The organism is Myxacorys almedinensis A (assembly GCF_010091945.1).
Lineage (GTDB): Bacteria > Cyanobacteriota > Cyanobacteriia > Leptolyngbyales > Leptolyngbyaceae > Myxacorys > Myxacorys almedinensis.
Genome location: NZ_WVIE01000010.1, coordinates 166541 through 189114 on the forward strand (window position 1 = coordinate 166541; position 22574 = coordinate 189114).

Below are 22574 nucleotides of genomic sequence, written 5' to 3' on the forward strand. Positions count from 1 at the left end.
CAACGGCTGGAAAAAGCGTTATTCACGTCACCCTGATTACTTGTTATGTTGTCTTGTCCAAAATGTCATCAACCCCTTAAAAAGCGCGATGCGATCGTATGCCCCCACTGCCGCACCGAGTTGAAAGCCCACGGTCACGCTGGCATTCCGCTCTATCGCGCTACCGGGAAAGAGCCACTGTGCAGAACCTGCCTCTATGATGCCGATGATACGTGCAACTATCCTCAGCGCCCTGATGCGTGGGAATGCACCCTGTACCGCGATACTCGCCTGGTTGCAACCGTGAGCACCCCAACCTCCCGTGACTCGAAGCCATCGCCGCAAGTTTGGGTACGGCGAAACATCGTTTGGGTTGCGATCGCGGGGCTTTTGGTGGTTAGTTTCTTGATCGCTGCTTCTAAACGTTAGACAAAATGGTACGGCGGCAAAGCGTCACCTAGGGTTAGCTCCCAGGTAGGGCAAAGGCTTTGCCACAGTTCTAGCCGTGTGTAAAGGGTGTCTTCTGCTTCCCGGTTAACCAGCAAATAAATCTTCTCGTCCTCAGAGCCAGTCTTCTTGAGCAAATGATTTGGGTAAGATTGTGCGATCGCGTCTAATAGCGTCCTCAGTTCTTGCTGCTGCTGCGTTTGCTGGTGTAATTGCTGCTGATAGCGCTGCTTCTTTGCCAGAAAATAGTCTTTTCCTTTCAAAGCTGAATCCAACTCTGGCTGAGCATCATCGCTGGGCACCAGTTTCAGGCGATACTCTGCCTTTCCTTCAAACTGGTTGAGCTTTGCCAGATATTTGTCTTGGTTTGCCTCCAGATGTTGGAGCAGATTTTCCGGCGAAACAAAGCATGTGCCAAACCGCAAGGGCAGAATGGTGGTTGCCCAAAACAGATCGCAAATGATGCGATCGTGGGTCAAGACCGCCTGAACCAAGCGATGATCATTTTGCTGAATCTCATCTAAATCTACGTTTGGTTCTACTAGTGCCGAGAGAGCTAAGGTTCTAACGACTTGAACCTGCCCTGCAATTCCATCTTGCTCAAATTGCCAGTCTGTTTTAGGTGTTTTGAAAAATGCGTAGGTATACATCCCCGACTCTACTCGACATCGCCATCTCTGAGTCTAGGCGATAGTTTCTAAAGCTGGGGAACCTCAGTCGCAAAACTTTGGAGTTTGAGAGCCGATACTCATCGCGGCAAATGGCTTCGTACCTCCTGAATCCGGTTGAGCCATGTCAACAGCCCTTGCTTACTAAAATGCTGACCCTGGGGCAAAATTTGCTCCAACTCTTCCGCAGAGCGCCCTGTCTGCTCTACCCAAGCCGACTTCAGGGCAGCAATATCCTCTAGGCGAGTGAATGAATCTCCCAACCCCAGCGATCGCTGAATCTGACGCTGCTCTTCGCGCCCCACCACAGTTGTGACAAATTCACTGCGATTGGCGTGATAGAGCACTCCTGCTAACGCTTCGATGTATGCCCCGCTATTGGTTTTCGCCACTTCGGCTAGAGGAACGGGTTGCCCAAAGCGACGATTGCTAGCCCAAATCAGCACCAGCAGCAGCACGATCGCTTGTACCGCAAAAGGCAGCAACGGCGTTTTCAGCAAATAACTGACCCAATCTTGAGCATCTTCGCGGTTGGCAACCTCTGGCTCTTTATACCCGTGCAGATATTCATCGACCCAGACTGACTGGCTATTTTGGGTGACGAGTTTTTCTAAAAACGCAAAATTTCCCGGCTCATCTTGGTAGGCATTAGCTGCTAGAAAGGGGGTGATCGAATAGATGACGCGCCCTTTGCCGATGCTCTCTTCCCACACGATCGCCCCATAGCGATCGCTTAGCACTGGCTCTGGGGTGAAAAAGCCGGGGTTGTCAGTCCCTGCGATCGCGGCGGGTTGATTGGTTAGGGAGGAGGAATCGGTCAACTGTTGCCGTCGCCCGGTGTCAATCCTGATGCCCTCATGGAGGGTTGTAAACGAGGCGGCTGTTGCCGATGGGTTGCCTGCTCCTAGGACAATTAAGGTGTTTCCGCGCTGCACCCACTCTCGCTCTGTCTGCGCCAACCTGGAAGGCAGAGCGGGAGTATTGACCTGCAAAAAAGTTGTTTTTGCATCGTTGCGAGAACGGGTAAAGTCGGCAGAGGGCTTTTTCCAGCGTTGCACAGGCGTGCCTTGACGCTCCATGTAGGCATACCATGCGCCATAGCCATCGGGCGCACGGCTAAAGGTAGACCCGCTGGCTTGGCGATTGCTCCTGGGAGCTATCAATAGCGTTAATAGGACGAGTGCCGCGATCGCAACCACTCCTACCCAAATTCTCCGATCACGGGGCTTTAGCACGCTTCACCTGCTCTACTAACTGAGATCCACTAGCCTGAATGTGTTAACTCAAATCCATCAACCTAAATCGCTGGTTTGAGGGCTGCGTTCAAGGTCACCATAAGCCTGCTGACACTGATTAAAGGTTTCGACTGAAATGGCAGCATTGCCAAAGCACAACTGCTCGTGAGTTCTAAGCAGCGTTTGGTAGGCGTGCGATCGCGGCAACCGTTGCACCAACTGCCAATACTCTCGATCGGTGCGGCTCGCCTGATGAGGCACGAGTTTCCCGTCATTAAGCCGTTGAAGCATTGCCATGTAGAGCGCGCGGCACGCTTCCCGATAATTTCCCTGGGTCTGAAACCGCTGCACCTCTGCGAGCCATAGCGCGATCGGGCGGTCTTGGGCGGTAGAGTCGGCTCTGGGGTAAAGCCGTTGAGCACCCTTCGGATTTTTTGGATCGAGATAGGGACTGAGCCATCGATACAGTTGCCAACCGAGCCACAAGAGCAACAGGGCAACAATTAGCCAAAACGCGACCCGAAACACTTGCCTCGGAAAATCCCATTGAGGCACATCTGGCACAGTCGGCATATCAAACTTGGGAGAATGCAGTTCAATCCATTCGCCGATGCGCCACCACACCTTTTGCAACTGCCAATCTAAGCTATCGCGCTGAAAAGTCCCTGCCGTCATCGTCATTCTCGCCGGTGAGGTAAACGCTGCTAAAAGGCTATTTTGTGAAGCTGCTAACCAGCCACAAAATGAGAAACGTCACTATGCTAATGAAGACATCATCTCGCGGTAGACCGGGCACATAGGGGAGAATTAGACCGTAGAGCAGACCCCCGATCGCAAACCCCAGCACCAAGCCGCCAATCCCCAGCAACACCGCGCGCCCTAGCTTTTGCTCTTTTCGGTAGAGCAGGTAGAGCGTCGAGCCAGTCGCGATCGCCATCGCCACTTGTAACACAGAATCAACCGGGTAAAAATAAACGGCTGCCCCCGTCGCTGCTAAAATGCCCCCTGGCAAGGCAATATCGGCTGAACTGGGCGTGTCGATCCACTGCTGGAGCCATCGGGACGACTTGGCAGGTGCAGGCGTTTGCGGAGCCGCTGCCGGAGCCAACTTTTCTGGAAATCGAATGCCTTCTGGAACTTTGATCTTGCCTTCTTGGCGGAGTCGCAAGCGATCCATCAAGACTGCATCGTAGGCAGCCTCAACCTCGGAAATCTTGCGCTGATCTCCGGCTAAGTCTGCCACTAGCCGAGTCCGGGCGGCTTGAATTTCTTCAAACGAAGAGCCTTCGGGAACACCAAGTTTTTCGTAGGGACTATCGCTCATTCGCTGTTACTCCACTTTTTCCTGAAGGTAACGTTCGCCTTAGTAGGTGATTACACAAGTCGTCACACTTAGAGTTTAGACTATGAACCTTAGACTTTAGAAAGATTTGAGTGTCTTAGACGAGATTGTTTATTCTCTCGCATTTCAAGCCCGGTTTGCCAGCTTTTTGGGAAAGCCCGGCAAAACGCGATATTTTCATCAAAAGCTAAGGCATACTAATGCTGATGCTCCCTAATCTTCCCTGTAATACAGAATATCCTCTGTAGTACAGATGGTAGACCTAGATACCCGAAGCTCCGCAAGTCTTAACTGTTCTTCTCAATTCACGATCGCAGCACTAAAGTTATGGTCATGGCTCCAGCCAAAATACTTGTAGTAGACGATGATCCGGCTATCCGGAATCTGATTCACCGTTTCCTCTCTAAGCAGAGTTACCAAATGGAATCTGCCGAAGATGGCAAAACGGCAATGGCAATGTTTGAGCAGTTCAATCCTGATCTCGTCATTTTGGATGTGAATTTGCCCGATGCCAATGGGTATAGTCTGTGTCAAGAGATGCAGAGTCGCACGAATGTGTTTGTGCTGATGCTGACTAGCCGAACGGATGAAGCAGATAAGCTTCGGGGCTTTGCTCAAGGGGCAGACGATTACATTACAAAGCCGTTTAGCTTGGGTGAACTGGGCGGGCGGGTTGGTGCAATTCTCAAACGCCAGCGCGTGGTGACAACGGCCGAGCAGCAATGTTTAGTGTTTGATAAATTGGTGATTGATCCGGTTCGTCGCGAAGTTAAGCTCAATGACGACATTGTGCCGCTTACGGCTCTAGAGTTTGATCTGTTACATTTCTTAGCAAGCCATCCAGGTCGGGTCTGGCGACGGGCTGAACTCATTCAAGAAGTTTGGGATTATGAGTATGTGGGCGATCAGCGCGTGGTAGATGTTCACATCGGGCAAATTCGCAAAAAGATTGAAATCGATACGAGCCAGCCGGCACTGATTCAAACGGTGCGGGGCGTGGGCTATAAATTTGAGTCACCTGCCACCGTGAGTTAGCCCATGAGCCGTTCTCCAGCGTTTCGAGAGCTACAGTTGACTGCTGACTACGTGCTGAAGGGAGAAGGCGAAGGGGTCTTCATAAACGGTATTGGCGATAGACCTCGCTGGCAGCGCGATGCACGAGGGAATGGCGGTAAACCAGCGCATCCATGTCATCGGCGTAGCCACCGCCGATCACGCAGGCAACCGGATAGCCTTGAGAAAGACAGGTGGTCAGTACCTGCATGTCTCGGCGAAATAAGCCCGAATCGGTGAGCGCGAGTTTGCCCAAGCGATCGCACATGTGCGGATCAACGCCGGCATCGTAAAGCACGAGATCTGGCTTGATCTGAGACAGCAAGTCGGGCAGGTAGGCTGCCAAGGTTTGCAAATATTCGTCGTCTTCCATGCCTTCTTGCAGAGGCACATCTAGATCGCTCATTTGCTTGGTGCCTGGAAAGTTGATCTCGCAGTGCATCGAGAAGGTGAAAACGCTCGGATCGTCTTGAAAAATAAAAGCGGTTCCGTCCCCTTGATGGACATCGAGATCGACGATCAGAATCGTTTGGGCAAGTCCGAGGGTTTGCAAGACACGAGGTGCGATCGCAAGGTCATTAAAAATACAAAACCCCGAGCCATAACTGGGAAACGCATGATGGGTTCCGCCTGCGGTGTTGCACGCTAACCCGCACTCTAATGCCAATTTAGCGGTCAGCACGGTTCCCCCTACTGCAACGCAGGTTCGATTGACCAAGGCTAAACTCCATGGCAGCCCAATGCGCCGTTGAGCCTTTGGATCTAGCGTGCCTTGACAATAATTTTTGACGTATTTCGGAGTATGAATGAGTTCGATCCACTTTCGTGTCGATTCGCTCCACGAGGCTCCGAGCGATCGCATTGGCTGATGAAATTGAGACGCTGTTGCAACATCATCTGCCAACAGCAATTCGTAAAGTTTTTTAAATTTTGACATTGGAAAGCGATGATCTAATGACCAAGGCACAACATAGTCAGGGTGATAAATCAGCGGCAAATCCATCGAACTAATTGGGCTGAAATCTATCTTTAGTTTTGTAAATTAATTCAGTCAAATATTGCTATTTGTAAGACTTTCTAGAGGATCTTCAGCGTCATCCTTTAGACTGAACCTCAGTCCAAAATGTCTTATTTAAAACGCTCATGTCTCATCCTGTTTGGCACGAATATTTAAAGCTTGTTTCCTTTTTTGCAAGTGTACTTGGTCTATACCTTGTAGGGAACCGCAAATCAAAAAACGATGCCGATGCGGCGGATCAAACCCTATTTGCGCTGAGTTTTGCCTACTGGATTGTGCATCTCGTTGCGGTGAGCGCTCAGAAGTGGATTTCTCCCGATTGGCTGGTCTTTACACTCAGCCTAAAGTGGACGGCAGTGCTCTCCTACTTACTGACGTTTTCGTGTGCGCTGAGCTTGCCAATGCACACGATTTCAGCATCTCAACGGCAAACGGAGTAATCGTTTTTTGATGTGGAGTTGAGAAGTTAAGCAATCGGTTTTATGGCAAGCTGCGGAGGATTGCTTCCTCAAGCTGACCTTGATCAAGGGTTGTGAGAACGAAGACTTCTTGAACAGTCTTTCCTTGACGCGCGATCGCTTTATAGCCGCCGCGAATTGGCACAGAGATTTTTATCTTTAACTGGGGCGAGTGAGCACGGGCAGAGCCAATGACTCCTGGCGTAATGGTGACAATGCCTGGACATTCGGTGAGCCGCCTTAAAATGGGAATCAGCCCCGGAATGTGGGTCGAATGGTTCCACACGAGCCGCCCGTGATGCTTGTTTCTGTCTTCTCGCCCCATGAGAGGATGTCTCCTAAATTAACCTGCTTCTAGGGGGGCAAGGGTTAGCCCCTCCATGCCAAGCTGCATGTGGTAAAGTTCCGCTTGTTCGAGTGGGCCCGTCCAGACGATCGCTTGTCCATCAAAGTGGATTTGGTTGGTGAGTTTCCACGCGCGATCGCCGTTCATGTTTGGAATATATTTCATCAGACACTCGGCGACGTGTTCAAAGGTGTTGAACTCGTCATTTAACACAATGACTTTGTAGTTGGGATAAGTTTGCCGAGTGGTTTGACTAGATTTTTCGGGCGTTGTGACGGCTCCAGCCATCATGACGATTGTTGCGTTCTGGAGAGGTCTAGTCATGGCTTACTTGGGTTTGAACAATCAAAATTGCATACCAAATTGTAGAGTACCTGACCTAAAGTACAAGGGATTTGTAACGAACCTGGTAAATCATCCTGCTGCTGGCGGTCTGAAACTACGGTTTGAAACTGCTTTGGCTAGGATGGACAAGGACAAAATTCTTCCCATAGACATGCTTTTTTCTGCTTAACTAAGGGACGAGGCGTTGAGGTGAGGCACATGCGCGGTAAAAAAGGTCTGAATCGAGACACCCCTCCGGTGTTTAAAAATCTGAGCGGTCTGCTGGTTTTTAGCTTAGCGATGGTGGGCGTGGTCTCGTTAGTCCAGATCGGGCGCTCTGGGAGCACTATTTTTGATCGCTTTACTTCGCTGTTTCAGCAGCAACCGCCTGCGCCAAAGGTTGACACTCGTTCGGTGGTGATTCAGCAGGTTCGAGAAGCCAGTGAGTTGACCACTGCGATTTACACGATGGAGGCGGTTGTGCCCGCCCAGCAAGACGCCGCGATCGCAGGGTTTGTTGTGGGAACGACGAAGCTGCTTTACATTGCTCGGGGCGAAATTCGGGCAGGGGTCGATCTGAGCGCGCTGACGCCTGAGAATGTCAATGTCACCGGAGATACACTACGCTTGCGCTTGCCGCCGCCGCGTTTGCTTGATCAGAAGATTGATGTTGCTAAGTCTGGTGTATATGACTACAACCGTGGGTTTCTAGGGTTGGGACCTGATACGGCTCCAGAACTACAGCGCCTTGCCCAAGCGGAAGCCCTAAAAAAGATTCAGACGGCGGCTTGTGCAGAGGGAGTTTTGGAGAAAGCCAACGATCGCGCCAAGTTAGTGGTGAGTCAATTAATTCGAGTGTCAGGCGTTAACACTGTTGTGGTAGAAACTCAAGCGCCTGCTGCTGATGCTTGTCAATCCTCATAAAGAAGGTGTAGCGCTTAATTCTTCTCATATTTCTCGTCTAAATTGGTCAATTTGTTAACATCTGGGCAATTCTTTAGTGAGCCACAAAAGGCAATATTGAGCAATTTTATAGGCGTTCTTACGATCATTTTGGTGGCTAATGTGCGAGAGCCTGAGCCAATTTTGCGGCTGCGATCGCAGCAGATCCAGCGATCGCTTTTGTCTTAATCTTGGGTCTTGAGCTAGAGTGCCATAGCGGGGATCACCCTGAAGGTAGGTGATCCCCCGTTTTGAGGAATTTAAAATAAACGTGAACTTTTTGCTCGTTCTACAGAAACTCTGGCAATAATAGATGGATGGCTTCTGTAAGTAGAAATTTTAGATTTTGGTATGTTTAGATACCAATTTTCTAAACATTAATATTTGGGATTTCAGGTATATCTCTTTTATCGATCAACATTAGTTAAACATTAAGGAAGATTAAGATGAAAACGGTTCAAACGGTTCGGTGCCCTAACTGTGGCAACTATGCCGAGCGAATTCATGTTCCGGTCGGCGAACTGACGCGCACTCAGTGCCATAGCTGCGATTATTTGATGATTATGTGCTCTCGTACGGGCAAAGTGATTGAAGCTTACGCTCCTGGCATTTATGCTCAGCGTGTAGCCTTGGGATAGGGGTATCGTGCCTCAGGTCTTTCTAGCAATGCAGTGATCTATTCAGCGATCGCACTTCCGATCAAAGCACTTCCGATCAAAAATCCCCCACCATGAAGGCAGGGGATTTTTTAATCTACAGCATCAGCTAACTTCAGAACTAACCGAACTTACCTGCTGTAGCCGCAATCAGGAAGGCAGCATAGGTTAAGACATACCCCACCGTAAAGTGAGCCAGACCAACCAAACGACCTTGAACGATCGACATAGCAACGGGCTTGTCCTTCCAGCGAATCAGGTTCGCTAGAGGAGTCCGCTCGTGCGCCCAAACCAGGGTTTCGATCAACTCTTGCCAATAGCCTCTCCAGGAGATCAAGAACATAAAGCCCGTTGCCCAGACCAGGTGCCCAAAGAGGAACATCCAAGCCCAAACCGCCAGGTTATTCATGCCGTAGGGGTTGTACCCGTTGATCAACGGTGCCGAATACTGCCAGAGATAGTCTCGCAGCCAACCCATCAAGTAGGTAGAGCTTTCGTTGAATTGAGCGACGTTGCCAGACCAGATCGCCAAGTGCTTCCAGTGCCAGTAAAACGTAACCCAGCCAATCGTGTTCAGCATCCAGAACATAGCCAGATAGAAGGAGTCCCATGCGGAGATGTCGCACGTACCGCCACGACCCGGACCATCACACGGGAAGGCATATCCGAAGTCTTTCTTATCCGGCATCAGCTTAGAACCCCGCGCATCCAACGCACCTTTGACCAAAATTAGGGTGGTGGTGTGCAGCCCCAGCGCGATCGCATGGTGAACCAAGAAATCGCCAGGTCCGATCGTCAGGAACAAGGAGTTGGTTCCGTTATTAATCGCCTCTAGCCAACCGGGCAACCAAACATCACCATGGTTAGGCCAAGCCGTCGTCGCCAAACTGTCAGGATTCGACAGTAACGCATTGAAACCATACAGCGCCTTACCGTGAGCCGCCTGAATCCATTGAGCAAACACCGGCTCGATCAGGATTTGCTTTTCGGGAGTCCCGAAAGCAACCACGACGTCATTGTGAACGTACAGACCGAGAGTGTGGAAGCCCAAGAACAGCGAAACCCAACTCAAGTGCGAAATGATCGCTTCTTTGTGCTCCAGCATCCGAGCCAACACGTTGTTTCGGTTCTGATCCGGATCGTAGTCACGTACCCAGAAGATGGCTCCGTGGGCAAATGCGCCGACCATGAGGAACCCAGCAATGTACTGGTGATGGGTGTAGAGCGCCGCTTGAGTGGTGAAGTCCTTCGCCATGAAAGCGTAGGGAGGCATGGCGTACATGTGCTGTGCCACCAACGAGGTGATCACGCCCAAAGCAGCCAGTGCCAAGCCTAACTGGAAGTGCAGGGAGTTGTTCACAGTGTCATAGAGACCCTTGTGACCTTCGCCTAGCCCGCCAGCCGGGGGTTTGTGAGCATTGAGGATGTCCTTAATGCTGTGACCAATGCCGAAATTGGTCTTGTACATGTGACCGGCAATGATAAAGATCACTGCGATCGCCAGATGGTGGTGTGCCATATCCGTCAACCAAAGTGATTCGGTTTGCGGATTAAACCCACCCAGAAAGGTCAAAATTGCCGTACCTGACCCTTGAGCCGTACCAAAAACATGGTTTGCAGTATCTGGGTTCTGAGCATACACTCCCCAGTTTCCCGTAAAGAACGGCTGCAAGCCGGCGGGGTGAGGCAGCGTAGACAAGAAGTTCCCCCAACCGACGTGCTGCCCACGAGATTCAGGGATTGCCACATGAACCAAGTGACCCGTCCAAGCCAACGAGCTAACGCCAAACAAACCAGCCAAGTGGTGATTGAGGCGAGACTCTGCGTTCTTGAACCAAGCCAAGCTCGGACGGAACTTGGGCTGGAGGTGCAGCCAGCCTGCGAATAGGAAAATCGCAGACAAGATCAGCAAGAAGATCGAACCTTGGTACAGATCACCATTGGTTCTCATGCCGATCGTATACCACCAGTGATACAGACCAGAGTAGGAAATATCTACAGGATAGTTAGCGCCGCCTTGCGTAAACGCATCGACCGCAGGCTTACCAAACTGAGGATCCCAAATTGCGTGTGCGATCGGTCGCACATTCAGTGGATCTTTACTCCACTGTGGAAAGTTGCCTTGCCAAGCTACGTGGAACAGACTGCCCGATGCCCACAAGAAAATGATTGCCAGATGACCAAAGTGAGTTGCAAAGATCTTTTGATGCAACTTCTCTTCCGTCATGCCATCGTGGCTTTCAAAGTCGTGTGCCGTTGCAATGCCGTACCAAATCCGACGAGTTGTAGGATCTTGAGCAAGGTCTTGGCTAAATTTTGGAAATTTAGTCGCCATAACTGTTTTTTAATTCCTCCCGGCTCATCCAATGGACAGTGATCGAGCAAGGAAGAATGCCCACGTTGTGACAATTCCTCCCAACAGATAGTGAGCAACGCCCACTGCCCGTCCTTGAATAATGCTCAGCGCACGCGGCTGAATTGCAGGTGCAACTTTGAGCTTATTGTGTGCCCAAACAATGGATTCGATCAACTCTTGCCAGTAGCCCCGACCGCTAAACAAGAACATCAAGCTGAATGCCCAGACAAAGTGAGCGCCCAAGAACAAGAGTCCGTAAGCAGACAGTGCCGAACCGTAGGAGTTAATCACCTGAGAGGCTTGTGCCCACAGGAAGTCACGCAGCCAACCATTGATAGTGATGGCGCTTTGAGCAAAGTTGCCGTAGGTGACATGAGTAACTGTGCCATCGGGGGCAACCGTTCCCCACACGTCCGACTGCATCTTCCAGCTAAAGTGGAAAATCGCGATCGAGAGGGAGTTGTACATCCAGAACAAACCGAGGAAAACGTGATCCCAGCCAGACACCTGACAGGTACCACCCCGACCCGGTCCGTCACAGGGGAAGCGGAAGCCCAAGTTCGCCTTGTCTGGAATCAGACGAGAGCTACGCGCAAACAGCACGCCCTTGAGCAAAATCAGCACCGTCACATGAATCGTGAAGGCGTGGATATGGTGAACCATAAAGTCCGCCGTACCCAACACAATCGGCATCATCGCCACCTTGCCGCCCACCGCGACCACATCGCCACCAAACGCCACAGAAGCAGGTCCGAGCGCGTTGGGAGCCGTAGAGCCAGGAGCCAGCGTATGGATATTTTGAATCCACTGTGCAAATACCGGCTGGAGTTGAATAGCGGTGTCTGAGAACATATCTTGGGGACGACCCAACGCCCGCATGGTGTCGTTGTGGACATACAGACCGAAGCTGTGGAAGCCCAAGAAAATGCAGACCCAGTTTAAGTGAGAGATGATGGCATCGCGGTGACGCAAGACGCGATCGAGCAAGTTGTTTTGATTCACAACCGGATCGTAGTCGCGCACCATGAAGATGGCAGCGTGAGCCGCTCCGCCAACGATGAAGAAGCCCCCCAACCACATGTGGTGAGTAAAGAGCGACAACTGCGTAGCGTAGTCAGTTGCCAGGTAGGGGTAAGGCGGCATGGCATACATGTGCTGAGCCACGATGATGCTCAAGGAACCCACCATTGCCAGGTTGATTGCCAATTGAGCGTGCCAAGAAGTGGTCAGAACGTCGTACAAGCCCTTGTGTCCCTCACCCGTGAAGGGACCTTTGTGAGCCTCATGCATTTCTTTGATGCTGTGCCCGATGCCCCAGTTGGTGCGGTACATGTGACCGGCAATGATGAACAGCACTGCGATCGCTAGGTGGTGATGCGCTGTATCTGTTAACCACAAGCCGCCTGTCACCGGATTTAGCCCCCCTTTAAAGGTGAGGAAATCGGCGTACTCGCCCCAGTTGAGGGTAAAGAACGGCACCAACCCCTTCGAGAAGCTGGGATAGATGTCTGCCATCAGTTGAGAGTTCAAAATGAACTCGTGAGGCAGAGGAATCTTGTCGGCAGGAACGCCGCGATCCAACAGTTCGTTGATTGGCAACGACACATGGATTTGGTGCCCCGCCCAACCCAAAGAGCCAAGCCCAAATAGACCCGCCAAGTGGTGGTTGAGCATCGACTCCGCATTCTGGAACCATTCCAGCTTAGGAGCGCGCTTGTGATAGTGGAACCAGCCTGCAAACAGCATCAAGCCAGCCATGACCAAACCGCCGATTGCGGTGCAGTAAAGCTGAAAGGTGTTTGTAATGCCGGCTGCCCGCCATAATTGGAAAAATCCAGAGGTAATTTGAATGCCGCGAAAGCCGCCGCCGACATCCGCATTGAGAATTTCTTGTCCAAAGATGTCCCACACAACCTGAGCACTGGGTTTCACCCCAAGCGGATTGTTGAGCCATGCTTCGTAGTTTGAAAACTTAGCGCCGTGAAAGTACATGCCACTGAGCCAGATGAACACGACTGCCAAATGACCGAAGTGAGCGCTAAAGATTTTACGTGAAACGTCTTCTAAGTCGCTTGTATGACTATCGAAATCGTGAGCGTTGGCGTGCAGGTTCCAAATCCAGGTGGTGGTTTTGGGACCTTTAGATAGGGCGCGATCGAAGTGACCCGGTTGCCCCCACTTCTCGAAAGAAGTAGGTGTCGGATCGTTATCGACGACTACCCGCACCTTATTTGCCTCACGCTCTGGTGGGCTAATTGTCATTGAGACTCTCCTCTCTCTAGACAAGGAACGAGGAATCCTAACACTCAAGCACCGTTCTCAAACCGCTTACCACTCGTTAGTGAGCAACCTGTATTTCATGCTTGGCATGACTGAGGGGATGAACCCCAATCAAATTTAAGTACAGAAATCAGGTTCAGTTTGAGCCAGGCTGAAACATCCAAAATGTTCTCAAAGGCTGAGATTATTAGGGATGCTGCTTTTGTGGGTTCTCACCGTGTCATTATAAGTCGGTCTGTAAAGCCTTTTTAGAGGGATTTAACAATAATTCAAAGTTCCGCGATCGCACTCTATTTCTAGATCCCACCGCTCCATAAACGGTTATAAAGTCAAGGGGTTTTACCGAAGTTAACATTACTTAAATATTACTTAAATATTGAATTTCTAAATCAAAACCATCAAGCAGCATCGATATTTTTTCAGTTAGCTATTAACAAAATGTAGTGAAACAATTTGTTAACCCATGATGCCGCCTTACGTTCTCTGAATTTCTCAGAGGAAACCCAAGTTTTTCCGCTATAGTTCCGTATGGATAGCTAGAAAATTGAGACTCTAAATCGTCTCTATTCCTAAGCTAGACCCCATTTTTGGTTGTTGACTGTTAATAGGAGCACGGTTTGGTGTTTGGGATCACACGCTGGCGTAAAACAACTCGGACGCTTTCACTCTCTTTAGTGTTGGCAATGACGGTCAGTTTGTGGGGCTGTGGGGGGTCTGCTCCGGCTACGGTTCCACCAGAGGCAATCAGCACGGGGCGCAACGCTGGGAAGACTGCGCCTAACGCCAAACCTGCCCCAACAAAGGTTTCTGGTAAACTTTCGGAGGTGTCTCCCCCAGAAGTGCTTGGGCAGCTTAAAGAGGCGCTGGATCGCTATCAGCCACAGGTGACGATCGCAACCCCAAAATCGAATGAGCTTTTAAACGACAACACCGTTTCGGTCAAACTTCAGGTCAAAGATTTACCTGTATTTAAAGATGAAACATTAGGATTAGGTCCTCACATCCACCTGTTTTTAGACGACCAGCCCTACCAAGCGGTTTACGATGTCAGCAAACCCTTTGTCCTAACCGATCTCGCACCGGGGACTCATACTCTACGAGCGTTTGCCAGTCGCCCTTGGCACGAAAGCTTTAAAAATGAAGGGGCTTACGCTCAGACAACCTTCCACATTTTTACCAAGACTCCTAATAATAGTCCTGATACTAATCAGCCGCTTCTGACCTACAGCCGTCCTCAAGGCAAGTATGGAGCAGAGCCGATCATGCTAGATTTCTATCTCACCAATGCACCGCTTCATTTTGTTGCTCAAGAAGATGAGAAAGATGAAATCGCCGATTGGCGGATCAAAGCGACGGTGAACGGCAATAGTTTCATTCTCGATCGCTGGCAACCGATCTATCTAAAAGGTTTTGAATCGGGCAAAAATTGGGTTCAGTTGGAATACATTGATGAAAATGGCAACGCAATCCAAAACGTTTACAATAATACGGCTCGTCTCTTCACCTACGAACCAGGTGGTAACGATGCTCTTTCAAAACTAGTGCGCGGCGATTTGTCGTTTGATGCCGCTCGCGGCATTGTTGAACAGAACTACACGCCCTCCCAACCAAGTCCAAAACCAGAGCCGAGCCAATCTCCGACGCCTAAACCGTCTCCTAGCCCCGAACCAAAGCCTGCGCCTACAGTGCCCGTCGTTCCGATCGTTCCTCTACCAGAAGTAAGAGAAAAGCCACCTGCTGAACCTCAGAAGGCTCCGGTGATTGACTTGAAGGAAAAGGAAAAAGAAGAACTTCCCACCGTTACTCCAACTCCAGAAAGTAAGTCTGGCAATACACCTAAAGCCGGTTTCTTCAATCGTTTTCGTCGTGGGGCTGAAAAACCTGCGCCGAGTGGGACTCCTTCTCCGGTTTCCAGGGAAGCACCCAACCCTGTGACCTCTGATGAGGAGGCGACACCATCAGAGGCAAAACCTGAGTCTAAAACTCCTGAAATTCCGAAAATCATCAAGGCTAAAGAGTCAGAATCTCAAAAAATAGAGGTTAGAGAGCCAAAATCAACCGTTCCTGCTGTCAAAGCGCCTGACGTGAAAGTGCCTGAAGTAGAGGCTCCACCTGTAATTCCTCCGATGCCCGTAGTTCCTTCGATTAAAGAAGCGCCAAAAGGTGGATTTTTCAATCGTTTTCGAGGGATTCCAAAGCCTACATTAAGTCCTACGCCTGCTCCTAGGGCGTTACCCAGCCCTGCTGGGGCAATTGAGACAAAAGAGCCTGACACCGTTGCTCCTGAGAGTGAATCTCCTAGAGATCCGGTGCTTGAGCGCTACGATCGCAACGTCAAATCTACTCAGTCTGCTCCAAAAGGGGTTCCTACTCCATCACCAGAACCTACCGAGAAATTTGAGGATCTCAAAGCAACCGAGCCGAAACCTTCTGGACGCTCTACTCGACGTTTGAAGCAGAAAGGCTCGTCTGAACAGGTCAAAACTGTTGAGCCGCCAAAAGCGATCGAGCGAGCAGTACCCAACCCGTCTGCGACAAAAACTCCGGGCAGCGCGCCTGTTCCAGGCAAGGCTTCCTCCCCGGTAGAAGATCTTGAAGCGACGGAGACACGTTTACCTGAGTTTGCTGCGCCAATGCCTGCCCCCAAAACTGCTCCGAAAGCGGGGTTTTTCAATCGCTTCCGTCCGGCTAGTGCTCCCAAGATAGCGCCGAGTCTGACCCCAAAGGTTGAAGTTCCAAACCTGGTTCCAAGCCCGATTCCTAGCCCCCAAGATCCGTTACAGATTTTAGAGAAAAAAGAAACGGCGGATAACAATCCTACGAAACCGAATGCTGCCGTGCGATCGCGGGATAACTTAGTGGATCGTCTTCTAAAATCACCAGAACCCACTCCGCCAGCCCCTAAGATCGAAAAAAATTCCGCTCCTGACCGGGTGCTTAATAAACCCTCAGAACGCCCTTCTACGAGTGTTCAACCAGGTGTTCAATCAGGTGTTCAACCCACCACTCAGCCTAGGATTCAACCGACTGCTAACCCGTTTGGAAACCAGGCTCCTTCGAGTCGTGAAGAGCGCCCTTCTAAAGGTAGCGCCCCAACCCCAAATGCCGAGCCTCACGTAGAGCCGCCCACCGCTCAGCCTGAAAAAGGTGAACCCTCTGATACGTCAGGATTTCAGCCCCAGACTGAGCTAGAACGGCGGCTCGGAATGCCCCTCAAAGCGTCTCCACTCACCCCAGTGCCCTAAGGTAGGCAGAGATGGCGGTGAACCCCTAGAAGTTGAGCACCGGGAAACAAACAGAGAAACCCCTGGTAGACTAATTCTTATGTACTCATTAGTGGCAGTGCTATGCCTCGATTTCTCCATGTAGCAGACGTTCATTTAGGATTTGATCGCTACGACAGCAAAGAACGGACCAAAGATTTTTTCTACGCCTTTGAGGACGTGCTGAAGCGGTATGCGATCGCACCTACCCCAAATGCAGAAGGGATTTTGTCTTCGGTCGATTTTGTGGTGGTTGCAGGCGATTTGTTTGAGCATCGTACGATTCAGCCCAACATTCTTAACCAAGCCAAAATTTGTTTTCAGATGCTGAAAGAGCATCACATTCCTGCGATCGCAATCGAGGGAAATCACGATAACCGACCCTACGGCACGCAAACCAACTGGATTAAGTATCTAGCCAATGATGACCTGCTGATTTTGCTAGAGCCAGAGCGATCGCCCGACGGAGCGGTGATTTACGAACTGTGGGACGGTGAGGCAGGCGGATATATTGATCTTGATTGCGGCGTGCGAATTTTGGGATCGCAGTGGTATGGCGCGTCTGCCCCACGAGCGATCGAGTCGTTGGCACAAGCGATGGATCGGTTGCCGCCAAGTCCTGGTCATACGGTGATGTTATTTCACCACGGCTTAGAAGGACAAATTGCCCGCTATCAAGGCGCGCTAAAGTATAGCGACTTGCTGCCGCTTAAAGAGGCAGGCGTTGATTATCTTGGATTGGGACACATTCACAAAAGCTATGTCGAGGAAAATTGGGTGTTTAACCCAGGGTCGATCGAAGCGAACAGCATTGAAGAAGCCAACTACGATCGCGGTGCCTTCTTGGTTGAACTCAGCGCCCAAGGGGTGCGGGCAGAGCTTAAAACCGATTATCTTCAGCGATCGCTGGTTCGGTTAAAACTCAAGGCAACGGGAATTGAGAGTGCCCAGCAGATCGAAGCAGATGCGATCGCGCTGATCCACTCGGCGATCCACTCCAAAAAACTCAATCCTGCTGTTCAGCCGATGGTCGAATTAAAGATTGAAGGAACAGTAGGCTTCGATCGTTTTGAGTTAGACCTGAAGAAACTTCAGCAGGAATTAAAAACGATAAGCGGAGCGCTGATTTTCTTGCTGAAATATGAGGTGGATGCGCTTGAGTATGCGACGCCCTTGGCTGACGATGCGAGCCGATTACAAATTGAACACGAAGTATTCACCGATTTGTTAGCGGCAAACACTACCTACAAAAAACGAGCGACCGACTTAGCCAAGGGCTTGATCGATCTAAAAGAGTTGCAGCTAGAAGCGCGATCGGAAATCGAACTGTATGAGTTTGCAGAGAAACTAATCGAACAGGGCAGCTAAAAACCTGCGATCGCAGAAATCGCGATCTTGCGAATGCCTAGTGAATCAAGTCAATCGATTCGGTAGATATCGGCTGAGACTTCAACGGCAAAAGCGCTCTGAGTAACTGCCTCACAGAGGTTCTGCGCTCTTCTTGCACAAAAACCAACGGCAGCAGCGCCACAAATCGCACCCCTGTAGAGAGCACAAACAATCCCGGTAGACCCCCATAGTCGGCAAACTGAGCCAAAAATCCGCCTGCTGTTGTTCCTAACGCACCACTGACTCCTGCGATCGCCGCCGCCACCGCAAAATAACTCGACTGATTTCTAAGCGGCGCAATGCCCAACTGAATATTGTTGTTGCACAGGTCGATCGCTGCCCACGTTCCCCCTGCCACAATATGCAGCAACGGCAACCACAGCCACAGGGAAAGGGCATCTGTCCCCGTTCCGAGCCACAAAATCGGCGTTGCAGCCACCAAAACCCCCACCGTCAGCAGCAAAAACCGATTACCAACCCGATCGGCTAACTTGCCCCAAAAAATCAGCATAATCAGGTTCGCCCCTGCCGTCAGGCTGTTGTAAAGCGTCACCCATCGCACATCGATCGCGAGATTATCCAACATGTAGAGATTGAAAAACGGGGCACTGAGATTGACGGAAAACATCCACACGCCAAAGTAACCCAGAAAGCGCAAAAAATTTCCATCTTGTAAAATCGCCGCGATCGCAGATTGAGGGGCGATCGTCCTTGAGTCAAACCTTTTTTCCTCCCCATTTGCCGAAAGGCTGGGAATCAGATCAGCCTGTGCCTCAGCATTCTGAAGGTCGTTTTGCTGCTGCGGATTGATATCCGTCATACGCCACTGAAACGCCAGACTGAGCAACCCTGCTAAAATCCCGATCAGCAGAACAACTCCGTATCCTGCGATCGCGCCTTTTGGAAACAGCGATACCCCTAGCCCCGCCAGCGGAATCGAGATCAAACACGTCAAATTAGACGCACTATTGCGAATGCTAAAATAGCGCCCTCGTAACCGCCGGGGCACTAGTGCCGCCATCCAACTCAGCCACGAGGCACTGCCAAACGCGCCCATCACATGGGTGACCAACAAGATCACCAGCGTCCAGACAATCAGCACATGGGCATCAATGTGATTAGAGCTAAACAGCGCAATTCCAACAATCAGCAATAGCCATCCCAACCGGGCTGGTATATAAATCCACAGGCAATAATTGTGTCGGCTTGGCGTGCGATCGCCCAAATATGCCCCCAAGGGCTGCATCAAATTTGCCAACATCGGAATCGACGCCAACATGCCAATTTCAGTCGGGTTGGCGTGCAGCCCAACTAGAAAATTGCTGAGCAGAACCCCCCCCGCAATGTTTGAAAAAACAGTGGCAAAAATTCCGTCTAAGGTTGAGGCACGCAGGCTTTGGCGAATGTCAGCTTTAGAGAGACGAGACTCAGGTTCTGCACCCAACGAAAAAACAGGTTCGGTTCCGGTGATCGGTTCCGGTGATTCTTGCGACAGATGAGTGATGGTTTCGGTTGTCCCTAACTCCACGGCTACCCTCTTGACGACACCTCGCTGAAAAAAGTCTATCGCGATTTTACGAGGCTTCCCATAGTAAACCGGAGACCGCAATTTTGCAAAACTCCAGATTCACTCTGAGCAAGTCATGTCAAGATCCGATAGATCACCTACTCCAAACCCAGCCCAAAATATAGTATTTGCTACGCACAACAAAAACCTTCCGTCTCTGGGATAGCATTCATGGACTCTTTGGACTTAGCGTTTTCTTCTGCTCTAGAACAAGCACGGCTGATTCGAGAAAAACAAATTTCCCCGTTAGAACTGACGCAACTTTATCTCGATCGCATCCAACAATTAAACCCACACTTAGGCAGCTTTTATACAGTAACGGCAGATCTGGCGTTGCAAGATGCCAGAGCCAAAACCGAACAGGTGATGCATGAGTCGGAGTTGCCGCCTTTGTTTGGTGTGCCGATCGCCATCAAAGACCTCAATCCGGTGAAAGGTCTTCCGTGTTCGTATGGCGTCAGCATTATTAAAAAACGGGTGGCTGAAATCGATGATCTAACCTACACAAAACTCAGAGCCGCCGGAGGAATCTTACTCGGAAAAACCGCAACATCCCAGCTTGGCTCGTTCCCTTACACTGAGCCTCCAGGCTTTGCGCCTACTCGCAATCCTTGGGATCTAGACTACACGCCGGGTGGCTCTAGCGGTGGCTCGTCATCGGCAGTAGCAGCGGGGTTGTGTGCGATCGCGCAAGGCTCAGACGGTGGCGGTTCGGTGCGAGGTCCAGCATCTTGCTGCGGATTGGTTGGCTTAAAACCCTCGCGGGGTCGCATTTCTCAAGCTCCGGTTGGGGAATATTTGGCGGGATGCTCAACCCATGGACCGCTCGCCCGGACTGTTGCGGATGCGGCGGCGTTTATGGATATCACCGCAGGCTATGTAACGGGCGATCCCTACTGGCTACCCAATCCTGAGCCGTCATTTTTGACGATGATTCGGCAGCCCCTTCGCCCGTTGAAAATTGGGGTGGTGACGACGATTGAGCCAGTGGGCAAAGCTGATCCAGAATGTGTAGCGGCGGTCGAAAAAATGGCTCAACTGTTGGAGGGCTTGGGGCATTGTGTAGAGCCTGTGATCAGCAGCGATCGCACCTCCGTAGGCAGCGTACATTTAGGCGATATGGTAGAGCCGTTTACGATCTTGTGGCGAACTCAGACGGATGTAGGCGTTCCCCCATTTTTTCTAGAAAAGGTAAATCGCTGGCTGTGGTGGCGAGCCAAATTTACCTCCGCCGCTCGCTATGTCAGGGCAATGCACCAAGCCCAAGTCTTTGCCCGCCGCGTGGTGCAACTGTGGGAGCCACTTGACGTGGTGCTAATGCCAATATTTATGGCTCCGGTGATTCGGGTAGGAGAATGGAAACGGCTCAGCCCTGCGCAGACCTTAGAGCAAATCATTCAATGGATTGCGCCGTTGCCCGCCTTTAACGTTAGCGGACAGCCTGCAATCAGTGTGCCTGCGGGGTTTGATCAGCGCGGCTTGCCGATTGGAGTGCAGTTGGTGGGGCGTCCGGCAGAAGATGGAACGATTCTATCGTTAGCCGCGCAGATCGAACAGGCGCAACCATGGGCGCATCACCGTCCTAAATTTGCCACTAATCCCATAGAGCCGGGGTAGAGAGGCAGTTTGGCGCATCTCCACCAAAGCAACGATTTCTGCCTAGCGATCGCAGGTGGGTTCTCCTGGTTTTGGGGTGGCATCGGGGTAGAACGTAACGATCGCCCGCTCAGTCTTCACAAACACCGCCTTAAACGGTTGTTGGGCATCGGGTTCTACAACGGTAAACAGACAGGCTTCTTTCCCGCTAGATTTGCTAGAAAAGCCCTTGAACGCTTGGCTAGCTTGGGTTAAAAGCTCCTCCGCGTCGCTAACGTAGGAATATCCTTTCTTGTCATCCCGAATCACCCGATTGCCTTGACGAACCTCGACTCCCAGCGTATAGATGGCTCCGTCTAACACTTCTTCTGCCCTCAAATTGTTTGCCAACCGTCCGCCAATGCCTTCAGATTGGAGTTGCAGGTAGCGCCCTCTAAAATGAAGCCCCCCAATTTGCTTTGCCCCACGAATCTCGCCACAGAAAATATGTTCAAAGCCTTTTCGCCCCGTCCAAATGCTTACTAGATCATCTCGAAACTGGTCATCGCTGCGGCGTCCGGCAAACAGTTCCCCGCCTACGGCTGCTTTGATATTCTGCACGACTTCCGGCGATTGCGAGAACAAGCGGCGCAGCGCGATCGCACTAACTTGGCTGCCAAACGCACCGCAGGTTGCCAACACCTTTTGGTCAAATGCGTTCAACGGCGGCGGTGGCGGCGTGATGTCTACCTTGCGATTTTTTGGAACGCCCACCGAAACCGGATTGTGGGTTTGATCAAAAAACGGGAGTAGGGTGTTGCTCGCTTTCTGGGAAGGGGTCTGGCGTTGTCCACCGCTTGAGGATCGCGGTTTGGGGCGAGCACGATATTCGCTCTGAGGCGGTTGAGCCGTCGCCAGATGGGTAGGCGGAACCCCTAAACCCGCTAACACCAGGGTCAACCCAAAAAACCGTATCGTTGCGACTGTCATAAAACGTGTCATAAAACGCACCTACTGTGAATTCCTGGATTGATTTCGCCTAATCCTTTCGCCCGATTAGAGTATTCGCCAATCGTCTCGAAAAATCCTGAAAATCCAGCAAATTTCTTTGGCGCGCTCTAAATAGCGATGAATGCTTGGGATGAATGGGTAAACTCGCAGTATGTTTGGGATTTACGTTATGCGCTCTAAGTTCCCGTTCGGATTGGTATTGCTGTTCGGTGTTCTTTTTATTGGGTTTGGCGATCGCATCTTGCCGTCTGCGATCGGGCAATATAGCCTGCAAACGCGGAGCGTAATTGACAACACTTTGATCGGCTTGTTTCCCTCGTGGCGACCCAAGACCAACCCTCACAAACGCACCAGAGATGCGATCGATAGGATCGAAAAGCAGTCGAAGTAAAACTAGGCTTGTTTGAGCCAGCCAACTATTCATCACACCCCCGCACCATTTCAAAAATTAAAGGTGTTCTGAATGAGTTCTGCGAACTTTTGAGGCGCTGATCGGGAGGCTTCGATGGCGCGATCGCTGGTGGAGGCAGGAAAGGCAACGTGCGATTGCAGCTAGGGTTGTGCCAGTTCAAGGCTGACTGCTGTAAAATGACGTGAGTTCGACGAACGGAAGGTAGCGCAAAAAGAAAGCTGAGACTACGTTTGAAAGAGTTGTAAAATTCCTT

Annotated in this window: 21 protein-coding genes; 9 read left to right on the forward strand and 12 right to left on the reverse strand. The window is 50.9% G+C overall.

Annotated elements, in window-relative coordinates; genetic code table 11:
- Positions 1-45 precede the first annotated feature (45 nt).
- On the forward strand, positions 46-408 hold the full coding sequence (locus tag GS601_RS10865; RefSeq protein ID WP_162423297.1) for a zinc ribbon domain-containing protein: 363 nt from the start codon (positions 46-48) through the stop codon (positions 406-408).
- Here the strand turns inward: GS601_RS10865 and GS601_RS10870 are convergent.
- The 4 genes from GS601_RS10870 to GS601_RS10885 all read right to left on the reverse strand — a co-directional run bounded on the left by GS601_RS10870 (position 405) and on the right by GS601_RS10885 (position 3653).
- Positions 405-1076: a GvpL/GvpF family gas vesicle protein gene (locus GS601_RS10870; RefSeq protein WP_162423298.1), complete on the reverse strand. Its 672-nt coding sequence runs from the start codon at positions 1074-1076 to the stop codon at positions 405-407. The genes GS601_RS10865 and GS601_RS10870 overlap by 4 nt on opposite strands.
- Before the next feature lie 98 nt (positions 1077-1174).
- Positions 1175-2329 carry a DUF4350 domain-containing protein gene (locus GS601_RS10875; RefSeq protein ID WP_162423299.1) on the reverse strand — a complete coding sequence of 385 codons (1155 nt, stop codon included), beginning with the start codon at positions 2327-2329 and terminating at the stop codon, positions 1175-1177.
- Between the two features lie 57 nt (positions 2330-2386).
- Positions 2387-3004 carry a DUF4129 domain-containing protein gene (locus GS601_RS10880; protein WP_238393200.1) on the reverse strand — a complete coding sequence of 206 codons (618 nt, stop codon included), beginning with the start codon at positions 3002-3004 and terminating at the stop codon, positions 2387-2389.
- A gap of 37 nt (positions 3005-3041) precedes the next feature.
- Positions 3042-3653: a CPP1-like family protein gene (locus GS601_RS10885; protein WP_162423301.1), complete on the reverse strand. Its 612-nt coding sequence runs from the start codon at positions 3651-3653 to the stop codon at positions 3042-3044.
- A gap of 405 nt (positions 3654-4058) precedes the next feature.
- Here GS601_RS10885 and GS601_RS10890 point away from each other — a divergent pair, with 405 nt between their 5' ends.
- Positions 4059-4706: a winged helix-turn-helix domain-containing protein gene (locus tag GS601_RS10890; RefSeq protein WP_338017015.1), complete on the forward strand. Its 648-nt coding sequence runs from the start codon at positions 4059-4061 to the stop codon at positions 4704-4706.
- Positions 4707-4785: 79 nt separating this feature from the next.
- Here GS601_RS10890 and GS601_RS10895 read toward each other — a convergent pair whose 3' ends face one another.
- Positions 4786-5727, reverse strand: coding sequence for a histone deacetylase family protein (locus GS601_RS10895; protein WP_162423303.1), 942 nt, complete (start codon positions 5725-5727; stop codon positions 4786-4788).
- 140 nt (positions 5728-5867) lie between these two features.
- Between GS601_RS10895 and GS601_RS10900 the strand changes: the two genes are divergently transcribed.
- On the forward strand, positions 5868-6182 hold the full coding sequence (locus tag GS601_RS10900) for a hypothetical protein (RefSeq protein ID WP_162423304.1): 315 nt from the start codon (positions 5868-5870) through the stop codon (positions 6180-6182).
- Between the two features lie 40 nt (positions 6183-6222).
- Here the strand turns inward: GS601_RS10900 and GS601_RS10905 are convergent, their stop codons facing one another.
- Positions 6223-6525 carry a DUF2103 domain-containing protein gene (locus tag GS601_RS10905; protein WP_162423305.1) on the reverse strand — a complete coding sequence of 101 codons (303 nt, stop codon included), beginning with the start codon at positions 6523-6525 and terminating at the stop codon, positions 6223-6225.
- 18 nt (positions 6526-6543) lie between these two features.
- On the reverse strand, positions 6544-6870 hold the full coding sequence (gene clpS, locus GS601_RS10910; protein ID WP_274381964.1) for an ATP-dependent Clp protease adapter ClpS: 327 nt from the start codon (positions 6868-6870) through the stop codon (positions 6544-6546).
- Positions 6871-7089: 219 nt separating this feature from the next.
- Here clpS and GS601_RS10915 point away from each other — a divergent pair, with 219 nt between their 5' ends.
- Both GS601_RS10915 and GS601_RS10920 read left to right on the forward strand, forming a co-directional pair.
- On the forward strand, positions 7090-7794 hold the full coding sequence (locus GS601_RS10915; RefSeq protein ID WP_162423306.1) for a DUF4230 domain-containing protein: 705 nt from the start codon (positions 7090-7092) through the stop codon (positions 7792-7794).
- A gap of 464 nt (positions 7795-8258) precedes the next feature.
- Positions 8259-8450 carry a replication restart DNA helicase PriA gene (locus tag GS601_RS10920; protein WP_162423307.1) on the forward strand — a complete coding sequence of 64 codons (192 nt, stop codon included), beginning with the start codon at positions 8259-8261 and terminating at the stop codon, positions 8448-8450.
- 139 nt (positions 8451-8589) lie between these two features.
- Here GS601_RS10920 and psaB read toward each other — a convergent pair whose 3' ends face one another.
- Both psaB and psaA read right to left on the reverse strand, forming a co-directional pair.
- Positions 8590-10803: a photosystem I core protein PsaB gene (gene psaB, locus GS601_RS10925; protein WP_162423308.1), complete on the reverse strand. Its 2214-nt coding sequence runs from the start codon at positions 10801-10803 to the stop codon at positions 8590-8592.
- 24 nt (positions 10804-10827) lie between these two features.
- A complete protein-coding gene (gene psaA, locus GS601_RS10930) occupies positions 10828-13086 on the reverse strand; it encodes a photosystem I core protein PsaA (protein WP_162423309.1) in 2259 nt (752 codons plus the stop codon).
- Between the two features lie 638 nt (positions 13087-13724).
- Between psaA and GS601_RS10935 the strand changes: the two genes are divergently transcribed.
- Together GS601_RS10935 and GS601_RS10940 are read left to right on the forward strand one after the other, a co-directional pair.
- Positions 13725-16349, forward strand: coding sequence for a hypothetical protein (locus GS601_RS10935; protein WP_162423310.1), 2625 nt, complete (start codon positions 13725-13727; stop codon positions 16347-16349).
- 102 nt (positions 16350-16451) lie between these two features.
- On the forward strand, positions 16452-17735 hold the full coding sequence (locus GS601_RS10940) for a metallophosphoesterase family protein (protein WP_162423311.1): 1284 nt from the start codon (positions 16452-16454) through the stop codon (positions 17733-17735).
- A 37-nt stretch (positions 17736-17772) separates the two neighbouring features.
- On the opposite strand, the gene GS601_RS10945 is transcribed toward GS601_RS10940, so the two are convergent.
- On the reverse strand, positions 17773-19284 hold the full coding sequence (locus tag GS601_RS10945; protein WP_338017014.1) for an MFS transporter: 1512 nt from the start codon (positions 19282-19284) through the stop codon (positions 17773-17775).
- A 210-nt stretch (positions 19285-19494) separates the two neighbouring features.
- Here GS601_RS10945 and GS601_RS10950 point away from each other — a divergent pair, with 210 nt between their 5' ends.
- A complete protein-coding gene (locus tag GS601_RS10950) occupies positions 19495-20940 on the forward strand; it encodes an amidase (protein WP_162423312.1) in 1446 nt (481 codons plus the stop codon).
- A 42-nt stretch (positions 20941-20982) separates the two neighbouring features.
- Here the strand turns inward: GS601_RS10950 and GS601_RS10955 are convergent, their stop codons facing one another.
- A complete protein-coding gene (locus GS601_RS10955; protein WP_162423313.1) occupies positions 20983-21888 on the reverse strand; it encodes an EndoU domain-containing protein in 906 nt (301 codons plus the stop codon).
- A 190-nt stretch (positions 21889-22078) separates the two neighbouring features.
- Between GS601_RS10955 and GS601_RS10960 the strand changes: the two genes are divergently transcribed.
- A complete protein-coding gene (locus tag GS601_RS10960) occupies positions 22079-22300 on the forward strand; it encodes a hypothetical protein (protein ID WP_162423314.1) in 222 nt (73 codons plus the stop codon).
- Positions 22301-22325: 25 nt separating this feature from the next.
- Here GS601_RS10960 and GS601_RS23180 read toward each other — a convergent pair.
- The coding region (locus tag GS601_RS23180; RefSeq protein WP_238393201.1) for a hypothetical protein at positions 22326-22574 on the reverse strand (249 nt) is incomplete at its 5' end.